Below are 17734 nucleotides of genomic sequence, written 5' to 3'. Positions count from 1 at the left end.
GCAAAATGACTTAAAACTAGCCCCTTTTTAGGTTTTACTCAATAGCGCTAAAAAATCCCTAAATAAAGTAACGCTAAGCGTTCCCATGATAGCGGTTACAAAGAGATTCACCCCCATAAAGATTTTTTGGTTGTTTAAAAGTTTAGAGCCATAGCGTAGAGATAGGGTGCATAACAATAAAAGCCAAGAAAGGGCAGCCGATAAAGTGCCAGCTAAAAAAACAAATTTTTGAGCTAAATTGAAAGACAAAGCACTCGCACCAATTAAAAACACCATTTCCAAATACACTTGAGGGTTGAGTAAGGTAACGCCTAAAGTGAATAATAAGGTCTTTTTTAAGGATAATTTTTTAGGGGTTTGGACTTGCTTCTTTTTAAAGGTTTGAAAAAGGGTTTTTAAAGCTAAAAAAGCGTAAAATCCGGTAAAAGCCGCTCCAAATAAATTCAAAAACAAACTCAAATAAAGGTTTTTAGCAAAATAAGCCCCCACGCCAAACACGCCCATGCTCATTAACACAATATCGCACATAAAACACAAAGTGCAAATCAAAAACACATAATTCCTAGCCATGCCTCGCTCTATAATAAACAAGGATTGTGCTCCCACAGCCGCGCACAAAGAAATCGCTAAACCAAAACCTTCTATAAAAACCACAAACATCTTGCTTAAATCCTTTCACTCAAAATAAGCCAAAAACTACCAACACCATACAAACCAATCATTCAAAATGGTATTTTAAAATTTTAGGGTTTAAAACGACCTTTATAAATAAAAGTTAAATGATGATACACAATGGTTTGCACAAAATTTAAAAACCCCATTTTTTAGTGCTCTTAGAGGCGTTTGAAAATATTAAAATTAATATGGTAGAATGCCAAAATTTGCTGTCGTCATGCGGCAAAAATTTAGACAACAAGGAATTGGGAATGAGAAGGAGTTTGGCTTTTTGCCTGTTAGCTTTGCTTGGATTACAGGTTTTAGGCGCTAGGGATTTTTCGCAACTCAAAGATAAGGAGCTTTTAGAATTAGCAGGAACTCTGCCTTCTAATGAAGCGATTGATTATCGCATGGAAGTGTCTAAACGCCTTAAAGCCTTAAACGCTGAAGACGCTAAGAAATTCCGCGCGAATTTCAGCCGAATCGCTAAGAAGAATCTTTCCAAAATGAGTGAAGAGGATTTCAAAAAAATGCGTGAAGAAGTGCGTAAGGAATTAGAAGAAAAAACCAAAGGTTTGAGCGCTGAAGAGATTAAGGCAAAAGGGCTTAATGTGAGCGTTTGCAGTGGCGATACGAGAAAAGTTTGGTGTAGGGCTGTTAAGAAAAAAGACGAACATTGCTCTCCTAAGTGAGATAAAATTTAATTTAAAAGGATAAAACATGAAAAAAGCGTTGAAAATACTTTCTGTTAGCGCGTTGCTATTTGTGGCTTTAAACGCCAAAGATTTCAGCAAAACAAGCGATGAGGATTTGGCTAAAATGGCTGGCATTGTCGCTCCGCAGGATATTGTGGATTATAAAAAAGAGTTGAGAATGCGCATGAAAAAAATGCCTAAAGACAAAAGAGAAGCGTTCCATAAGCAGTTGCATGAATATGCGATTAAAAACACAGACAACATGACCGTGGCGGATTTTGAAGCGCACAAAAAAGCCGTTAAAGAAGCGCTTAAAAAAAGCAACATGAAGGACATGGATGATGATTTGGGGTTGAGATCATGCAAGCATGGGAAAATGCATAAACACCACAAACACGATGGTCAAAATAAAGCAAAAGGGCATGATAAAGGGCATGGTGAAGAACAAGGCAAAAAAGATCACGATCATGATGATCATGGCGAAAATGAGAAATAAAGCTTAAACCACACCACTTTTCTATCAAAGCTTCAAACCCTTTAAGCAGAAATCCTAAACGCTTTTAGCGTTTGGGATAGAAGCATGTTATTATATAAAATATTATTAGTGATTTTTTATTGTTTTTTTAACACCGCAGTTTTTAGCAATCAGCCAAGCGTGGGATTTATCAGTGAAGCGCCCAACCGCTAAAGCAATTGGGCTTCCTAGGCTGGTGTTGGGGGAGAGTTTGGTTTTCACTCTGTGTCCCTAATCATAGGGATTTTACAGAGTTTGATCTCCAATGCATTCGGTCCCACACATCATATCTTATAAAGGCGTAACTTTGCACACTTCCTACGCTAGATACAAATGCATGGGGGCATTATACTACAAATTAGTGGCATTCATCCCAAACACTAAAGATGTTTGGGATTTATGCTTGGGTGGTTTTAAAGGCAACTTCTACCCCCAACCACGATTTGATTAAATTCCAATCAAAAAATAAAAACCTAAAACCGTTTCAGCGTTTCAAACCATTCTAAAGAGGGTTTCAATACTCTTCAAACATTTCTTGGATTTTTGCCTTATCATTTGTTTTAGTTAGAGCGAGTTGTAAAAGCACCCTGGCTTTTTGGGGGTTTAAATTGTCGCTTGTGATAAAGGTCTTGTCATCAATCTCGCCTGAATTAATTCCACCGCTACCTACCCTGCTAGAACGAACAATAACCACCCCCATTTTGCTCGCTTCTTGCATCGCTTTTAAAAACCCAGCGCTCACATTCCCATTACCCACCCCGGCTATCACAACGCCTTTTGCATGCGAGTTTAGGCTCGCTTGGAATAAATCAAGGGTCATGCCGGCATGCGTGTAAATAATATCCACTTTAGGCAGGGGGGTTTTGAGTTGTGAAAGGGAAAATTCGCTCTCTGTGGTGTGTTTTCTCAAAGGCTGCATGTAATAGCGTGTTTTACCATAATACACGCTCCCTATCGCGCCGCTATTTAGGGCTTTAAAGGTGGAAGTGTGGGTGGTGTGCGTTTTAGCCACTTCTCTAGCGCTAAAAATATTATCGTCCATCACCACCAACACGCCTTTATTCGCGCTTTTTTCATTAGTTGCTACGCTCAGCGCGTTATACAAATTCAAAGCCCCATCCGCGCTCAAAGAAGCAAAATTACGCATCGCTCCCACTAGTGCAACCGGTTTTGTGGAGCGTAAAACTAAATTTAAAAAATACGCGCTCTCTTCTAAAGTGTCCGTGCCATGCGTGATGACCACGCCTTGAATACGGCTATCATCTAGCAATTCTTGGGCGCGTTTGGCGAGCTTGAACCATACCTCTTCATTCATGTCTTGTGAGCCGATATTAGAAATCTGTTCCCCTTGAATGCGAGCGAGTCTATTAAGACTGGGGATAGCCTTAAGAAGCTCTTTGACGCCCAACTCACCACTTTTATAACTACCCAAACTCGCATTAACGCCACTCCCTGCAATCGTCCCCCCCATCGCCAATAAAGCAATGGTGGGTAAATTTTGAGCCATAACCTGCCCCTTCAAACAAAATAAAAGGATTTAAAGATTTTTGTAGTATAGTGAATCGTTGTTAAAATAAATTTAAAAAGAGTTAATGGTGGATGCCTTTTTTCAAATTGTAGTGTTGCTTTTTTCGCTTTTTTTAGGGGCAAGGCTAGGGGGCTTGGGAGTAGGCTATGCGGGGGGTTTGGGCGTGCTTGTTTTATGCTTATTTTTGGGGCTAAATCCGGGCAAAATCCCTTTTGATGTGATTTTAATCATCATGGCAGTCATTAGCGCTATTAGCGCGATGCAAAAAGCGGGGGGCTTGGATTACTTAGTCAAAATCGCTGAAAAAATTTTAAGAAAACACCCCAAGCAAATCAATTACCTCGCGCCAAGCGTGGCGTATTGTTTAACGATACTAGCCGGCACTGGGCATACGGTTTTTTCCTTGATCCCGGTGATTGTGGAAGTGAGCCAGAGCCAAAACATCAAACCCAAAGCGCCTTTAAGCTTAGCGGTAGTCTCCAGTCAAGTCGCTATTACTGCAAGCCCGGTGAGCGCGGCGGTGGTGTTTATGAGCGGCATTTTAGAGCCTTTAGGGGCGGATTACTTGACCCTTTTAATGGTTTGGATCCCTACGACTTTTTTAGCATGCATGATCACGGCGTTTGTTATGGGTTTTACTGATTTGAGATTAGACAGCGATCCGAATTATTTAGAGCGTTTGAAAGCAAGAAAAATTTCGCTCCCTACCATCAAAGAAGAAAAAGAAACCTCAAAAAGCGCGAAATTATCGTTATGGATTTTTATCGGTGGGGTTGTAGCGATCGTTTTTTACGCGAGCGCGATTTCTAAAAATATCGCTTTGATTAACCCGGTGGTTTTAGGCAGAGATTACGCGATCGTGTCTTTCATGTTGAGCGTGGCAACTTTAATTGTGCTTTTTTGCAAAATTAACGCTAATGAAATCGCTCATTCAAGCGTGTTTAAATCCGGCATGCAAGCGTGCGTGTGCGTGTTAGGCGTGGCGTGGTTGGGCGATACTTTTGTGAGCAATCATTTAGATGAAATCAAGCGATACGCTTCTTTTTTGATTGCAGATTACCCGTTTTTATTAGCCGTAGCGCTCTTTTTGGCTTCCATGCTTTTGTATTCGCAAGCTGCCACCTCTAAAGCGCTCATCCCAAGCGTGATCACAGCCTTAGGCATTAGCGCTAACCACACGGAGCATTTGTATATTATCGTGGCTTCTTTTGCGAGCGTTTCGGCGTTGTTTGTGTTACCCACTTACCCCACTTTACTAGGAGCGATCGCTATGGATAACACCGGCACCACTAAAATGGGCCGTTATGTGTTTGATCATGCGTTTTTGATCCCTGGGGTTTTAGTCGTGTCTTTGAGCGTGGCGTTAGGGTTTGTTGTCGCACCGTTGGTTTTGTAGATTTTATCATTAGTGATAAAAAGCTTGATGTTGCGGTTTTTCTAAACCCCCTTAAAAAAGAGGGTTTGGATCACTCAGTAAGCAAACACATAATTGAGATACACGCTATAGAGTCTTCTGTATTCTAGCTTAGCGCCTAGAAAAGAATAGTAATTCGTGTTAATGGTAGGGATTTTAATGCCCAATTCTATGCCATGTTGTGCGGAATGTTCGCTGTCTTCTTTCTTAGCTGTAGCGAGATTCATCCTCAAGCCGAGATTGAACAAGAATTGGAAATTGGAAGTATTGACTTTCGCGCTGTAAGGATTATTGAATGCGGTTAAATTCACATATTGAGAATTAAGCCATGTAGTCCCTGCTAGTTGGATACCACCAAAGAGACCCACAGAAAGCTTGTTGTTCTTTCTTGTAACGCTATCGTTGATAAAATTCACTAACAAATCGCTCCCCACGCCATAAGTCCATATGTCAGAAGAAGAATTAAAAAAGCTTGACTTGATATAGCCGTGGTTGTAATCAAAGAAGCCATAATACCTTAATCCCCATCTTTTGCTTTCGCCAAAGAACTGCTTATAGCCCACTTGCACGCCAAGCCCGTTCAAAGCGCCGTTATTGTTTTGAGAGCTGATCATTCCTATATTTTTAAAGGGGTTATTGCTCATCGCTGCTAAAGCTTGAGAAAGATTGGATGCTTGCTCTTGGTTGATTTGGTAGTTGTATTGGCCCGCTGCTGGAGCGTTTTTATCATAAGGTGGTGTGATAATGTCTTTTGTATTGACTTGATTGTATGGGAGTTGAGAAATCTCTTCGCTCAAATTCTTAGCGCCACTATAAGCGACTCCAATCTGTGCTTGATTGGATTTTAGGTTATAAACATCTTTAGCCACGCTTAAAGCCGAATCCAACCGATTGCCATAATAACTCACATTGTTTTGAATCGTCTGAATTTCTTGGTTTAAATTCACCTCTTGTCTGTAAGGGTTAGTAGGAGTTGAACCCGCATTGGGTATTTTCAAGTAAGCTTTCTCTAGATATCTATACTGATCTTTAGGGATGGAATTAAAGAGGTTGAAAATATCTTTGGCGTAAGAGATGACTTGCTTTTGGTTTTGAGCGAGATTGTAGATGTCTTTAGCGAATTGGGGGTTTGTTTGAGATCCTGTAGCTTGAGCTTGCAAGCCAGCAGATAGGGTGTTGCTGCTTTGAGAAAGCGTAACCGCTTGTTGCAAGATAGGTATCATCGCCTTGATGTTGTTAAACACCGCATATTGCGTTGGGTAATTGGTGGATGTGATAGCACCGGACGCGTTTGAAACACCAGCGATGACGATATTGTCCCACATCATAGCAGTCTTAGTGTTTGCGATTAAATCCATAAGCTGTTGCGCCAAGTTAAGAGCGTTGCTTACGGTTGAGCTTGGGCTTTGGCCTTGTGTTGCAGTGCATCCGGATAAAGCGCAAAGATTGTTCGCTTTAGTGGCAGAGTTTGTTTGAGCTGCTTGGAGATCTTCAGCAAGTTTTTTCATCTTGTCGTAAGTGGTTTGATCCATAGCGCAGTTTTCAATTCCTGAGCAGTTTTTGGTAATCGTTGAAAAAGGAGGGTTACCTTGGACATTAGCGGGTTGTTTACTATCCTTATTACCCACAAAAAAAGTGAGATAATTCCCCGCATAAAGACTCCAAAAACCCAATACCGAAGTGATAACCGCTTGCACGGCGTTAAAGATGGGCGATTGGGTGGTGCTGTTATAGTTGTTTTCGGTAAAGCTTTTTAAATAATTTAAAGAGCTATTGACCAGATCAATGTTGTTGGCATTTTGAATGCTTTGTCTCAACGAAGCCACTTGATTTAAATACTGGTTTAATTGCTCGTATTTTTCGTTCAAGTTTTTCAATTCGCCGGTGTTTTTGACCATTTGCACCGCTTCGCCGATTTGATAGCCCGCGCTCACAAAAAAGCCATTGTCTTCAGCGCAAAGTAATGACGCCGCAAGGGATAGAGAAAGTAAAAATCGTTTTTTCATAAAAGTGTTCCTTGAAGTAATTTTTTGTTACAAAAATATTTTAAAATGATAATAGATTTGCAATGAGTTTAATTTTATAATAAACTTATTGAATTTCAAAAAAAAAAGATTTTTGGGGATTTTAACTTATTTATCTTTGGAGTGTTGATTTTTGTAACGATAAAATTATCTTTTGAATTTTATCAGTATTCAATGGGAATAAAGCCTAAAACAAGAACGCGTAGCTGACAAAAACTTCTTTATTCCTAAAAACGCTGAAGTTTTGTCGGATCGTTTGTTGTTGCCACACATTGCTAGAGCCAAAGTTTTTCCAACTTTGCGCGCTCAAGCTATAATAAGGGATTTTTAACCCCACATTGAAGCGGTTGCGTTTGCCTATATACAAAGAACCCCCAAAATTCACAAAAAACCCCCCACCCGCTGCAAAAAATTTATCATCTTGATGGGTGTTTTGGTTTTTATATTGAGAACTCCATAATATTGCGTATTCCACCCCACCCCCACCAAACACGCCTATTTTAAAAAACAGCATTTTTTCTGTTTTTAAAGCGAGTTTTAAAAGGGTGTCTATAGGGAGGTTAACAAACACATTCACATTCAAACCAAACGCCATGAAATGCCCGTTATTGAAGAGAAAATCTTGAGGGTTTGGGGTTTTTTGCAAATTCAAAGAGCCTTGAGTGTTTGAAGCGCTATCGTAGGTTTTAATCGCGCTTGGGTTATAATTGGCTTGGGATAAAAGGGTATTACCCCCCACTTTTTGACCCAATTGCGCTTTAGCGTATTCTATATCCCCCCACACCCTTAATCCTAAAATATGGTATTTATCAATAGCTATTTCATCGCCTATTTGCCCGGTATAAGACAGGTTTTTACCCCCCTTATAATGGGCTTCTAATTTCTCACTATAACACACGCTGCTAGGGCAAGTGGGGTTGTCTTTATAGGCTTGTTGCCACATGCTTGTGCTTACATTAGCCCCTGTGCCTAGCCTAAAACCCAAATAAATATGGTTTTTCGTTTTAAAAAAAGGCGTTTTTTCAGCGGCATTTCCCCACAAAACCCCTAAACTGGCTAAAAAAACAAGCGCTTTCAAACGCTTTTTTGATTCAATTCTACCCATAATGGCACTTCACTTTGCAACATTTCTTGATTAAAAAATTCCTCTATACTCTCTCGCATGCTCTTTACCTCTGTAAGGGTATTGACGCAGTTGCGAAACGCGCTCGCTTGCATTTCGCCCTTAGCGTAAGCATGCAAATTTTTCCTAAACATGATCACCCCCCTATCCCCATAAAACTCCACCATTTTATCAAAATGCTCTAAAACCAGGTCTTTTTTCACGACTGCGGGCAATTCGGTGGTGTTGTTTCTGATTTGCCAAAATATCCATGGGGCTCTTAAGGCTGCTCGCCCTATCATTAGCCCATCAGCTTGCGTGATTTGCAAAACTTCAAAGGCTTTTTTCACGCTGTCAATTTCGCCATTGGCTATCACCGGCTTTTTTAAAATCCCTTTCATTAAAGCGATGCTTTTATAATCTATTTTTTCTTTTTGGTATTTGTCGCTTCGTGTCCTCCCATGCACCACCACATAATCCACCGGCGCGTCATTTAAGGCATGAGCGATTTCTTTAGGGATTTTTTGATCAAAGCCTAAACGCACTTTCACGCTTGTGATTTTTTTATTGGTGTTTTCTCTGATGATTTTCAAAAGCTTCACTAAGTGGTTTAAATCCTTCAATAGCCCGCTACCATTACCATGATTAGCCACTTTAGGAGCAGGGCAACCGCAATTAAAATCAATCCCGCTCACATGCTCTAAAGCGTTGATTTTCTCCACCGCTTCTTTGACTACGCCCTCTTTAGAGCCTGAAATTTGCGCCATGAAATGATCTTCTAAATGGGATTTTTCCAACATTTTAGAAGTTTTATCAAACGCATACACTAACGAATGCGAGCTCACCATTTCGCTTGTGGTAACATCCACGCCAAATTTTTTCACCACACTCCTGAAAGGCAAATCCGTATAGCCTGCCAAAGGGGCTAGAAAAAGCCATTTTTTATTCTTAAAGTCCATTCATTCTCATATCAAAGTTTTTTGCTGTATTTTGACACAATCAAGGTTAAAAAGCGCTTTAAAAACTTATCGCTTGATTGAAATGAAGCTCTTTTATAGATCTGTTATAGATCTGTTAAACTCTGTTTAAAACGGGTTAAAAAATCATGCGTTGGTTGTTTTAAAAACTCTGCGTATAAAACAGGCCGTAAGCGTTTAGGGATATTCAACCTCCTGGCTTTGTCTTTAAAATCCTTTGGCATGCTTAAAGTTTTTTGGGGTTTAAGGGCGATAAACGCATGCTCTTTATTCTTTTCAATGATGAATTTTTGAGCGATTTCTAGGCTAAAAAAATTGCGTTTGATTTCTTCTTTTTGAGAAAAGCTCAACACATACCCCTTTTGCTTTAAGATTTTATCCACCATAAAAAGCGTATTTTGCGAATACTTAAAAAAAGTGATCCCATGCATTTGTGAAACGACCATCAAAGGGTAAAGCCACTCTTTTTCTTTATCCAAAAACTTAAAACTTTGGATAATGCCCTTAGAATAATGTTGCATCAAGGAGTTAGCGTAATTTTTCCTGAAAAAATTGCGTTTGAATTTTAAAGAAGAATTAGAACTATCTTCAAAAAATTCCCAATCTTTAGCGAGCGTTTTAAGGGTTTCTTTAGGGGTGTAGAGTAAGGGGCGAACGATCGCATAAAACCCTCTTTTTTCATAAGCTTGAAAGCTTAAAAGCGTGTTTAGCCCGGCTCCTTTGCTTAATTGCATCAAAAACCATTCCAGCCTGTCATTCAAGTGGTGCGCTAAAATCAAATGCTTGTAAGAATGCTCTTTGATCAAAGTTTCAAAAAAATCATAACGGATCTTTCTCGCTTGCATTTCAAAATTGCGCTCAATCTTTGGAGCGTAATGGACATAGCATTTTTTATGGTGTGTTTGGGCGAGTTTTTGGGCGTGTTGGATGATTTCAAGGCGTTGTTTTTGCGTGTTGTAATCCACTAAAGCGATGTCAAAAGCGATATTTTCTTCAACTAAAAGATGAAACAAGCAAGTAGAGTCCAACCCACCTGAAAAACCCAATAAATTTTTCTTCTCTCTTAAAGGCTCTAAATAGGTTTTAAAATCTCGCGCTATCAAATCGGCATTAAGCATAGATTTAGCATTCTTTCATGAAACTTCCCTGCGAGTCAGAATGCTTTTCAACAAGCTCATACCTTCTATGCCTAAAATTTCATTCCTGAGCTTTTCCACTTCATGCAAACTCGGGGCTTTTTCATAGACGGCTTCATTGCGGATATCTTGAATGAGGCTTAGGCTTTTTGAAAAAGGATAATTGATGAATCGGTTTAAGTTTTCTTCTAAATGGTATTGGATTTTTTCGTGTCTGAGTAAAAATTTAACGCTCCCAAGATTAGGCTTTTGAGTGAAAAAATCTTCAAGTATCAAAGATTTTCCTTGGACTTTATAATCTAAATCATAAAGGTTGAGATCTTTTGCGCACGCCTTTAAAAGGACTTTTTTAGCGAAAAGATAAATTTCGTATTCTAAGGTTTTGGAGTATTTGACGATGATGCTTGTAAAATCATTCAAAAGATCGTTTTCGCTTTGCAAAAGCTCTAATTCTGCATGGATGATGTTATTGATGCTGTCAGGGTGTAAGAGGTAAAAAAGCCTTTTGCCAAAAACAAAACGCATGAAATTTTCTTGCATGATCAAATATTCTTTGCTTTTATACACGCTCAAATAATGTTTTCCATCGCCTAAAAAATAAGAACGCTCTTCTTTCAACCTCACCGGCAAAGGGTAAACATAATTATTCCCATAAATGGCGTAAGTGTGGTTGTTGGGTGCGATGAAATTGGCTAAAAACTGATCCCTTAAAAGGCTAAAGTCTTCCCTGACTAATTCCCTTAAATCGCTGATAATAAAAAAGTCTTCCACTTCCAAATTTTTTTCTTTATAATAACTAGGGATCAAATCCTCATCAATATCCTTAGAAACCTTTATCACCTTAGCGACAAACAAATTAGCGTAATCGGTCAAAAAAAGCTGCAAAAAATTTTTTTCATTAGTGGCTTTATAAATCTCTTCTAAAGAGTGGTGCTTTTCTTGATCGTTGAGCTTTGATCGGATTTTACCAAAACCCACTTGGGATTTTTCCTGCAAAACGCTTAAATGTTGTTGGATAACATCTCGCTGGTAGTAAGGATTGTAGAGGATTAAAAGGTGGTTCATGCCTTGCCTTTTTTCAAAATCTCTGTGAGATTCTGCTTGACCTCTTCAGGATTTTTCTCGTATTCCTGGATGAGTTCTTTTAAAATTTGAAACAATTCGTCAAAATCCTGCGGGTTCTCTTTCTTAAAACCCACGATCAAGTCTAAAGTCTTGCCTATCTTGTTTGATGGATCGTTTTCGCTCTCAAGAGCGTTTTTGATATTCAAAATCATGTTGACAATGCGAGTGCTCTGCATGGGGCTTGCGATGCGTTTGAACAAAAAGCCCTTGAACAAATTGGCGAGCTTAAAAGATGAGCAGATTTTAGAAAACATTGTCTTCCCTTATTAAAAGATTGAAAAACACCGCTTACTAGCCAAAAACTAGCAAGCGTTTTGGCGTTGGCGCATTGGGTATTTTAACACAGATTGGATCATAATCCATTCCTCTTTAGGCTCAACTTCTATAAAATCTTCGCCCTTGATCAAATCTTCGCCGGCTTTAATCCATTTTTCAAATTCTTGATCATACTCTTGCGTTTTTTCAATCGCTTCTTTGATCTTTTGGAGCGATTTTTCCAGTTCCAACGCGCTCGGGAAACATTTTTGTTTGAATCTGGTTTCATCATTGATGAGATCTAAGATTTCTTTTTTTTGATTGTCAAAATTGGATAGCATTTCTTTTTTAGCTTCTTCAAGCTTTTGCTCTTTTTGATATTTGTTATAAGAATCCCATGCTTCAAAAACAAAACCGATAAGCGGCAGAGCTTTATTCACATTGCTTGCCAATTTTACAGTGCCCCATGGTTTGAATTTGAAAGCCAAATCTATGCCCACCAATTTTCCCACAGCCGCTATTGTGTCTCTAGCCAGTTTGATGTTAGTTGCGTTGATGAACCCGCTTGTTTTTAAAAATTCATTCCCAATTTTCCCCAATGTTCCAGCATGTTTTTCAAAAAGACTCCTATCGGCATTAAAACTCGTTGCAATTTTAGCGGTTTCATTTAAAATCCCTTGCGTTTCTCTTTCAAATGCATTTTGGACTCTTGTATCTATATTGATACCTTCATCGCCTATTTCTCTGATAACAAAAACATTAAAAGGTTTCTAGGCCGGTGCCAGCAACTTGACGGATGAGACCGCTAAAATACCTCGTTATAAATTCTCTTAAATTAATGCGGGTTTGAGAAATTTCGCCATTTAAATCTTGAATCTCCTTTTGCCTTTTCGCTTTATTCAAATCTTCCAATTCTCTCTTAATATATTGTTGCTCTTTTTTTGCCAAGAGCATTTGCTTATCAACAACATCTTGAATGACGCTTTTTTTAGCTTCTTCTATGATGGTTAATTTTCCCGCCATTTTCTTTAATCTTTTTTTGCGTCGCATCTTGCAAAGTTTTGATATGCGAAAGCTTTTGGAATTCTTCTTTATGTTCTAGCCAGTATTCAAGCCCCCAACCAAAAGGATTGGCAGCCACAGCGACAACGCTCAGACCCTCTCTTTCTTTTTCGCTTAAAGAAATGAGATTATTCAGCCGGTTTTGAATGTTTTCTTTTTTGGTTTTAAATCTTTTGTTGTAATCTTCTTCATCTTCAATATCCACTTCATCATCAAAACGGCTGATGACAAAGATCGTCCTGGATAAAAGATTGAGCGTCCTAAACAACCAATTCAAATCGTCCTTATGGCTTTCTTTGATGGGGTTTGACGGGTTGAGCGCGTATAAAATGAGATGGGCTTCGCTGGCATATTTTTTGGTAATATCTTTATAGCGTTCTATTTTGCCGCTATCGTGTTCTTTTTCTTTGAACCCAAACAACCCCGGGGTATCAACCAGCTCAATTTCATTATCTATGTCATAGATCTTAATTGCATCGCTTGATTCTTGATGATCTATATTCATGCTCTTATCCAAGCGTTCAATCCAAGCTGCCGCTATGGATGTTTTTCCTTCAGAAAAGCCTCCCACCAACGCCACCTTGAGTTTCTGATCAGCAGCGCTTTGGATCGTGCTGTTGATCTTTGCCTTAAAGGACTCTTCAATACGGATGTCGTATTTTTCACCGGTCTTGACAAAATCAAGCAATTTTTCAAGATTTTCTTGATTCCTCTTTTGATTTTCTTTAAATTGTTTTAAAGTTTCATTCATTGCGCGATCCTTGTTTTGATGTGGTTAGATATTTGCCATAAGCCCTCACCAGCTTTTATCAGTCCTTCCCTCATGCATTCATAACAAACAACGGGATCGTTAAGCCCGACTTTTAGGCTTTCAACCTTTTCACATATGCCTTTTTTGGCACCTTCAATCTGGTTTCTCATTTCCTCTGTAATTTGTTCACAAAATTTATCTAAATTCTCATCCACTTCTTTTTTCTGTTGGGATTTTTTATAGTCTGAATCAAAAAAACTCCACACTGATTTGCCTATCCCAACTAATCCTAATCCTATGGATCCCCAACCTGCAAAATTCCAAAAGTTGGATATTCCCAAAATCAAACTTGCTATTGAAGCCTTTTTTTTAATATCCCTATCAGTATCAATCTTAGAATCATGATCAAAATCATGTTTCATCTCTGTCAATATGCTCATACATTTTTTCTCTCAAGTCAGATTCGAATCGCTCTATTGTGCCGAATACTGAATTTGTTAAATTGGATACGAATTTATCCCTAGAACGATCCAGCTTGTAACGAGCCTCTAGTTGCTTATCCTTTATTTCTTTGATAGTTGGGTCTATCTGTCTCTCAATCGTGGTTACGATCGCTTTTTGCAATTTTTCTATCACTTTTAAGGCTTTATTGCAGTTGGATTCTATGATTTTTTTGCGTGAGTTTTCAAGAAGCGCTTCAGCTATAAATTTTCCTAATTGTTTAAAATGGGATTTCAATAACAATTCTTCTGCTTTAAAAATTGCTAAAAATTTTTGTTTGTTTTTATAAAAATCACTCTCTGGAAACAACGCCGATGAAAGGCCATAAAAAGCCGCTTGGACGCTGACTATTTGATGCCCCTCGTAGTGTTTGCCTAAAATAGCTCCCATCTTTTCATTTAAAATTTTTAAGCTTTCTTTTTCGTTTTCATCAATAAGCCCATCTTTTAAGACTCTTGGGTTGTTGAAGCGTTAGAAATTTGCTGTTTAACTTTCTTTTCATCGCCCTCTATCCCTGGAACATCAAGCAAGACAAAGCTTTGATTGTTGTGTTTCAGGGTGTAAGATTTTGTTTCTAAAGTGAAATCGCTCCTCCCATCACCTATAATCGCTCCATCTTGCAATTTTTCTAGCTCAGCATGCTTGTTGCCTCTATAATTTTTCATATTTGCATAGAGCCGCTTGAAGCGTTCTTGCTGATCCATTTTGCTTGGCTCTTTAAAAACAGCCTCAAGCATTCAATGAGGGTTGATTTCCCCGCGCCGGTTTCCCCATAAAAAGCAATGGTAAATTTTTCCCACTCTTCATTATTTTTTAGACTTTCAAGCTCTTTTAAGCTCTCAGACTCTAGGTTTTTGAACTTCTCTAGGGCTTCTTGGTTGAACGCTCTTAACCTCTTATCAGCACCATCGGTATTTTCAAAAATCTTTTAGAGATCTTTGATACTTTTCTCCACATCAAAATAAATGTTTTTCATTTTTGCCTCTTGCCGGATTTTTCTGACGCAATTTAAAAAAAAAAAAACGCAAACCCCCACGCTCTAGCTACGCTCTAGCCACGCTTTTAGCCTTAACTTTTAAAAAGGGCTTAAAACCTTAGCGAGTAAGATATTGTCTTTAAATGCGCTAGGCATGATCGTATAATGCCCGGGTTTTAAAGGGGTGGCTAGTTCGCTGTCATTGATTAAGATTTCCCCATCCACTTCAGGCGCCCATCTCAAATCCCTTGCTTTGTAAAAATACTCGCCCTCTTTATTTTCCACTAACGCCTTAATGGGCTTATTTAACAAAGCCTTAAAGGAATTGTTTTGGTGTTTTAGAGCGATTTTATTCAAGGCTTTGATGCGAGCGTTGATGATTTTTTTAGGCACTTTCTCTAAAGAATAGGCATGCGTGTTTTCTTCAGCGCTGAAAGCAAAGATATTCAACCGGTCAAACCGGAACTCGTCCAAAAACGCGCTCAATTCTTCAAATTCGCCCTCATTTTCCTCCGGATGCCCTACAATGATCGTGCTTCTGATAAAGCTTTCTTTAACCTGCTTCATGGCATTTAAAAGCTTTAAATGGTGCGCTTGGCTGGAGTTGCGCCGCATTTTTTTAAGCATGGAGTCGCTGATATGCTGGATGGGCATGTCAAAATAATTTTGAAAAATGGGCGAACTTTCAATCGCGCCAATAAGCTCTAGCGTGGTGCTAGAAGGGTAGAGGTATAAGATTCGCGCGCTCTTTAAGGCTTGCTGTTTGTCAATCGCCTTGATAAGCTGGATCAAGCCGTCTTTTTGCCCCTTATCGTATAAAAAGGAGCTAGAATCTTGAGCGATAAAAGTCATATCCGTATAGCCTTTAAGCGCGAGATCTTGCACTTCTTTTAAAATGGAGTCTAATTCCCTGCTTTGTAATTTCCCCTTAAAGCTAGGGATAGCGCAAAAAGAGCATTTTTGATTGCAACCCTCAGAAATTTTAACATACGCATGCACGCTCGATCCCGTGATGATGCGCGCGTTATAATGCTCGCTTAAAAACACTTGTTCGCTGAACTGGTTTTGTTTTTTAGCAATCATTATATCAATCTTGTCATAATCCCCCACACCGGTAAAAATATCCACTTCAGGGATCAATTCTTTGATTTCATCTTTATAGCGCTCGCTCAAGCACCCGCTCGCAATCAAAATCGCCCCCTTTTTTTTGTCTTTAGCGGCGTTTAGAATGGTTTGGATGCTTTCTTGCTTGGCGCTTTCAATAAAACCGCAAGTATTAATCAAAATCACATCAGCGCTCTTAGTATCATTAGTGAGCGTGTAGTTATAAAGCTTGCCTAACATCACTTCTGAATCCACCAAATTTTTAGAGCAACCTAATGAAATTAAGCAGAGTTGTTTGTTTTCTTTAATTTGCATGTTAATGGCTTTTTAAGTTTTTCAAATCCACTTCCCAAAAGAAATCAATCCATTCAGGAGCGTCTTTTAAAAACGCATCGGCTTTGTATTTCGCGCTTGTTTTTTGGAACAAACTCGCGCTATAAAACTTTTTATCAGGGTGTTTGTCTTCTAACACTTGAAGCACCGCTTCTAAAGAATTACCGCTATCTACGATTTCATCTACCACAAGAATGGTTTTTAAACGCTCTTTGATCGTGGGGATATTTTCAATTTTTAGGGCGTTTTGTCGGTTGGTGGTGTCATAAGAAATCGCATTGATGCCATAAACTTCCCTTAAATTCCAGTGCAAACTCAAAAAATGCACTAAAGTCATGCCCCCTCGCATCACGCACACAAGGGCTTCTGGGACACCGCAAATTCGCTCTACTTGTTTGACTAATTTTAGGCTATCTTTCAAAAAGGTTTCATAAGAATAATGCATTATAATCCTTAAATTTCATAATATTGCTTCAAGAAGGTTGTATTCGCCACGCCGTCAAATTCCCTTAATTTCAAATCGTTTAGGGCTAATTCTAGGGCGTTTAAAGCGTAAGCGCTTTTGTAAACAGGAATGATCCCCATGTGGTTGATACGAATGAGCGCGTCTTTATAAGGCTCTTGACCGCCCGCAAATTGCACCTGGTATTTTTCTTTTAAAAGGTTTCTCAATTCTTTGGCATGCTCGCTAACAATCGTTGTCATGCTCAAGCTTGGGCTTTTAGGGAAAATCTTTAAACCCAAAGCTAAAACGGCTTTTTGAGTGGCTAAAGCGACTCTTTTAGTTTCTTTATAGAGCGCTTCAAAGCCCCCTAAATTTTGCACCAATTCAAAATAGCGTTGCAACCCTAAAGTGTGTAAAATAGGAGCGGTGTAGCTTGTGGTGTTATTTCTTTGGTTTTTCAATTCGCTCTTTAAATTGAAATAAAACCCCACATTGCGTTCTTCTATGCGTTCAATCGCCTTCTGGCTCAATGCGATTAGGCTCATCGCAGGAGGCAGCATGAACGCTTTTTGACTCCCTCCAATGAGCGCATCAATATGCGTTATTTCTAAAGGCTCAACCCCTAAAGCGGTGATAGCATCTACAATCACAAAAATATTCGGGTTAGTTTCTTTGATCGCTTGAGCGATTTTTTCTACAGGGTGTCGTAACCCCCCACTGGACTCGCATGCTTGAATGCAAAACGCATCAATGTTAGGGTTGGCTTTAAGCGCGTTTAATATCCCATCCACTTGGGCTGGCGTGTCCCATTCATAGACTAATTCATGGGCTTTGATAGAATGGGCTTTAGCGATCTTGCCAAACCTTTCGCCAAACTTTCCCGCATTAACAAAAAGCAACTCTTTTTGACACAACGAAACCACGCTCGCTTCCATAGCCCCCGTCCCGCTACTACTTAAAAGCAAAACCTCTTCTAAACCGGTCATTTTTTTCAAATTTTCTCGCACGCTTTGGAAAATCTTTTCAAAATCTTTGGTGCGGTGGTGGGGCATCGGCTGAGAAAAGCTTGAGCGCATCTCTTCGCTAATGGCTACAGGGCCTGGAGTGAAAAGCAACATTTTAAAATTAACCTTTA

Annotated in this window: 16 protein-coding genes and 2 pseudogenes; 4 read left to right on the top strand and 14 right to left on the bottom strand. The window is 39.2% G+C overall.

Annotation, left to right across the window (positions count from 1 at the left end; translation table 11 throughout):
* Positions 1 to 27: 27 nt before the first annotated feature.
* Positions 28 to 660 carry a LysE family transporter gene (locus tag HPSH112_RS03350; protein ID WP_000498359.1) on the bottom strand — a complete coding sequence of 211 codons (633 nt, stop codon included), beginning with the start codon at positions 658 to 660 and terminating at the stop codon, positions 28 to 30.
* 266 nt (positions 661 to 926) lie between these two features.
* Between HPSH112_RS03350 and HPSH112_RS03345 the strand changes: the two genes are divergently transcribed.
* The 3 genes from HPSH112_RS03345 to HPSH112_RS08590 all read left to right on the top strand — a co-directional run bounded on the left by HPSH112_RS03345 (position 927) and on the right by HPSH112_RS08590 (position 2317).
* The gene (locus tag HPSH112_RS03345) at positions 927 to 1349 is read left to right on the top strand and encodes a DUF1104 domain-containing protein (protein WP_001254628.1); all 423 of its coding nucleotides are present in this window, start codon (positions 927 to 929) and stop codon (positions 1347 to 1349) included.
* 28 nt (positions 1350 to 1377) lie between these two features.
* Complete coding sequence (locus tag HPSH112_RS03340) at positions 1378 to 1848, top strand: sialic acid-binding protein (protein ID WP_000709594.1); 471 nt, start codon at positions 1378 to 1380, stop codon at positions 1846 to 1848.
* Between the two features lie 325 nt (positions 1849 to 2173).
* Positions 2174 to 2317 carry a hypothetical protein gene (locus tag HPSH112_RS08590; protein WP_000557525.1) on the top strand — a complete coding sequence of 48 codons (144 nt, stop codon included), beginning with the start codon at positions 2174 to 2176 and terminating at the stop codon, positions 2315 to 2317.
* Between the two features lie 63 nt (positions 2318 to 2380).
* On the opposite strand, the gene HPSH112_RS03335 is transcribed toward HPSH112_RS08590, so the two are convergent.
* Positions 2381 to 3403, bottom strand: a complete 1023-nt coding sequence (locus tag HPSH112_RS03335; RefSeq protein WP_267471065.1) for a type II asparaginase — start codon at positions 3401 to 3403, stop codon at positions 2381 to 2383.
* A gap of 55 nt (positions 3404 to 3458) precedes the next feature.
* On the opposite strand from HPSH112_RS03335, the gene HPSH112_RS03330 reads away from it, so the two are divergent.
* The gene (locus HPSH112_RS03330) at positions 3459 to 4790 is read left to right on the top strand and encodes an anaerobic C4-dicarboxylate transporter (protein WP_000227244.1); all 1332 of its coding nucleotides are present in this window, start codon (positions 3459 to 3461) and stop codon (positions 4788 to 4790) included.
* 74 nt (positions 4791 to 4864) lie between these two features.
* Here HPSH112_RS03330 and sabA read toward each other — a convergent pair whose 3' ends face one another.
* The 12 genes and pseudogenes from sabA to HPSH112_RS03265 all read right to left on the bottom strand — a co-directional run bounded on the left by sabA (position 4865) and on the right by HPSH112_RS03265 (position 17717).
* On the bottom strand, positions 4865 to 6814 hold the full coding sequence (gene sabA / locus HPSH112_RS03325) for a Hop family adhesin SabA/HopD (RefSeq protein WP_000745552.1): 1950 nt from the start codon (positions 6812 to 6814) through the stop codon (positions 4865 to 4867).
* Between the two features lie 205 nt (positions 6815 to 7019).
* Positions 7020 to 7937: an outer membrane beta-barrel protein gene (locus HPSH112_RS03320; protein WP_000532502.1), complete on the bottom strand. Its 918-nt coding sequence runs from the start codon at positions 7935 to 7937 to the stop codon at positions 7020 to 7022.
* Positions 7907 to 8893, bottom strand: coding sequence for a tRNA dihydrouridine synthase (locus tag HPSH112_RS03315; RefSeq protein ID WP_000346087.1), 987 nt, complete (start codon positions 8891 to 8893; stop codon positions 7907 to 7909). The genes HPSH112_RS03320 and HPSH112_RS03315 overlap by 31 nt, the downstream gene beginning before the upstream one ends.
* Before the next feature lie 104 nt (positions 8894 to 8997).
* A complete protein-coding gene (gene tilS, locus HPSH112_RS03310) occupies positions 8998 to 10029 on the bottom strand; it encodes a tRNA lysidine(34) synthetase TilS (protein ID WP_000930470.1) in 1032 nt (343 codons plus the stop codon).
* Between the two features lie 15 nt (positions 10030 to 10044).
* Entirely contained in the window at positions 10045 to 11112 is a 1068-nt protein-coding gene (locus HPSH112_RS03305) for an HP0729 family protein (RefSeq protein WP_001016109.1), read from the bottom strand.
* Positions 11109 to 11372, bottom strand: coding sequence for a hypothetical protein (locus HPSH112_RS03300; RefSeq protein WP_228921247.1), 264 nt, complete (start codon positions 11370 to 11372; stop codon positions 11109 to 11111). The genes HPSH112_RS03305 and HPSH112_RS03300 overlap by 4 nt, the downstream gene beginning before the upstream one ends.
* A 102-nt stretch (positions 11373 to 11474) precedes the next feature.
* Entirely contained in the window at positions 11475 to 12146 is a 672-nt protein-coding gene (locus HPSH112_RS08885) for a LeoA/HP0731 family dynamin-like GTPase (protein WP_267471064.1), read from the bottom strand.
* 40 nt (positions 12147 to 12186) lie between these two features.
* Positions 12187 to 13240 (bottom strand): annotated as a pseudogene (locus HPSH112_RS08880) (LeoA/HP0731 family dynamin-like GTPase).
* Positions 13237 to 14666, bottom strand: a pseudogene (locus HPSH112_RS03290) (hypothetical protein). Before HPSH112_RS03290 ends, HPSH112_RS08880 begins: the two co-directional pseudogenes overlap by 4 nt.
* A 150-nt stretch (positions 14667 to 14816) precedes the next feature.
* Positions 14817 to 16136, bottom strand: coding sequence for a 30S ribosomal protein S12 methylthiotransferase RimO (rimO, locus tag HPSH112_RS03275; RefSeq protein ID WP_001165904.1), 1320 nt, complete (start codon positions 16134 to 16136; stop codon positions 14817 to 14819).
* 1 nt (position 16137) lies between these two features.
* Positions 16138 to 16599 carry a phosphoribosyltransferase gene (locus tag HPSH112_RS03270; protein WP_000559497.1) on the bottom strand — a complete coding sequence of 154 codons (462 nt, stop codon included), beginning with the start codon at positions 16597 to 16599 and terminating at the stop codon, positions 16138 to 16140.
* 8 nt (positions 16600 to 16607) lie between these two features.
* Positions 16608 to 17717, bottom strand: coding sequence for a pyridoxal-phosphate-dependent aminotransferase family protein (locus HPSH112_RS03265; protein ID WP_014661960.1), 1110 nt, complete (start codon positions 17715 to 17717; stop codon positions 16608 to 16610).
* Between the last annotated feature and the right edge of the window lie 17 nt (positions 17718 to 17734).

This window comes from Helicobacter pylori Shi112, from assembly GCF_000277405.1.
Lineage (GTDB): Bacteria > Campylobacterota > Campylobacteria > Campylobacterales > Helicobacteraceae > Helicobacter > Helicobacter pylori_C.
The sequence above is the reverse complement of the archived record's forward strand: the minus strand, read 5'-3'. Positions and strand labels throughout refer to the sequence as shown.

Bases quoted from the DNA above. Each gene is read 5' to 3' on its own strand.
- sabA (WP_000745552.1), bottom strand. From the start codon at position 6,814: ATGAAAAAACGATTTTTACTTTCTCTATCCCTTGCGGCGTCATTACTT.
- HPSH112_RS03265 (WP_014661960.1), bottom strand. From the start codon at position 17,717: ATGTTGCTTTTCACTCCAGGCCCTGTAGCCATTAGCGAAGAGATGCGC.
- HPSH112_RS03305 (WP_001016109.1), bottom strand. From the start codon at position 11,112: ATGAACCACCTTTTAATCCTCTACAATCCTTACTACCAGCGAGATGTT.
- HPSH112_RS03330 (WP_000227244.1), top strand. From the start codon at position 3,459: ATGGTGGATGCCTTTTTTCAAATTGTAGTGTTGCTTTTTTCGCTTTTT.
- HPSH112_RS03320 (WP_000532502.1), bottom strand. From the start codon at position 7,937: ATGGGTAGAATTGAATCAAAAAAGCGTTTGAAAGCGCTTGTTTTTTTA.
- HPSH112_RS03315 (WP_000346087.1), bottom strand. From the start codon at position 8,893: ATGGACTTTAAGAATAAAAAATGGCTTTTTCTAGCCCCTTTGGCAGGC.
- HPSH112_RS03340 (WP_000709594.1), top strand. From the start codon at position 1,378: ATGAAAAAAGCGTTGAAAATACTTTCTGTTAGCGCGTTGCTATTTGTG.
- HPSH112_RS03345 (WP_001254628.1), top strand. From the start codon at position 927: ATGAGAAGGAGTTTGGCTTTTTGCCTGTTAGCTTTGCTTGGATTACAG.
- rimO (WP_001165904.1), bottom strand. From the start codon at position 16,136: ATGCAAATTAAAGAAAACAAACAACTCTGCTTAATTTCATTAGGTTGC.
- HPSH112_RS03350 (WP_000498359.1), bottom strand. From the start codon at position 660: ATGTTTGTGGTTTTTATAGAAGGTTTTGGTTTAGCGATTTCTTTGTGC.
- tilS (WP_000930470.1), bottom strand. From the start codon at position 10,029: ATGCTTAATGCCGATTTGATAGCGCGAGATTTTAAAACCTATTTAGAG.
- HPSH112_RS03270 (WP_000559497.1), bottom strand. From the start codon at position 16,599: ATGCATTATTCTTATGAAACCTTTTTGAAAGATAGCCTAAAATTAGTC.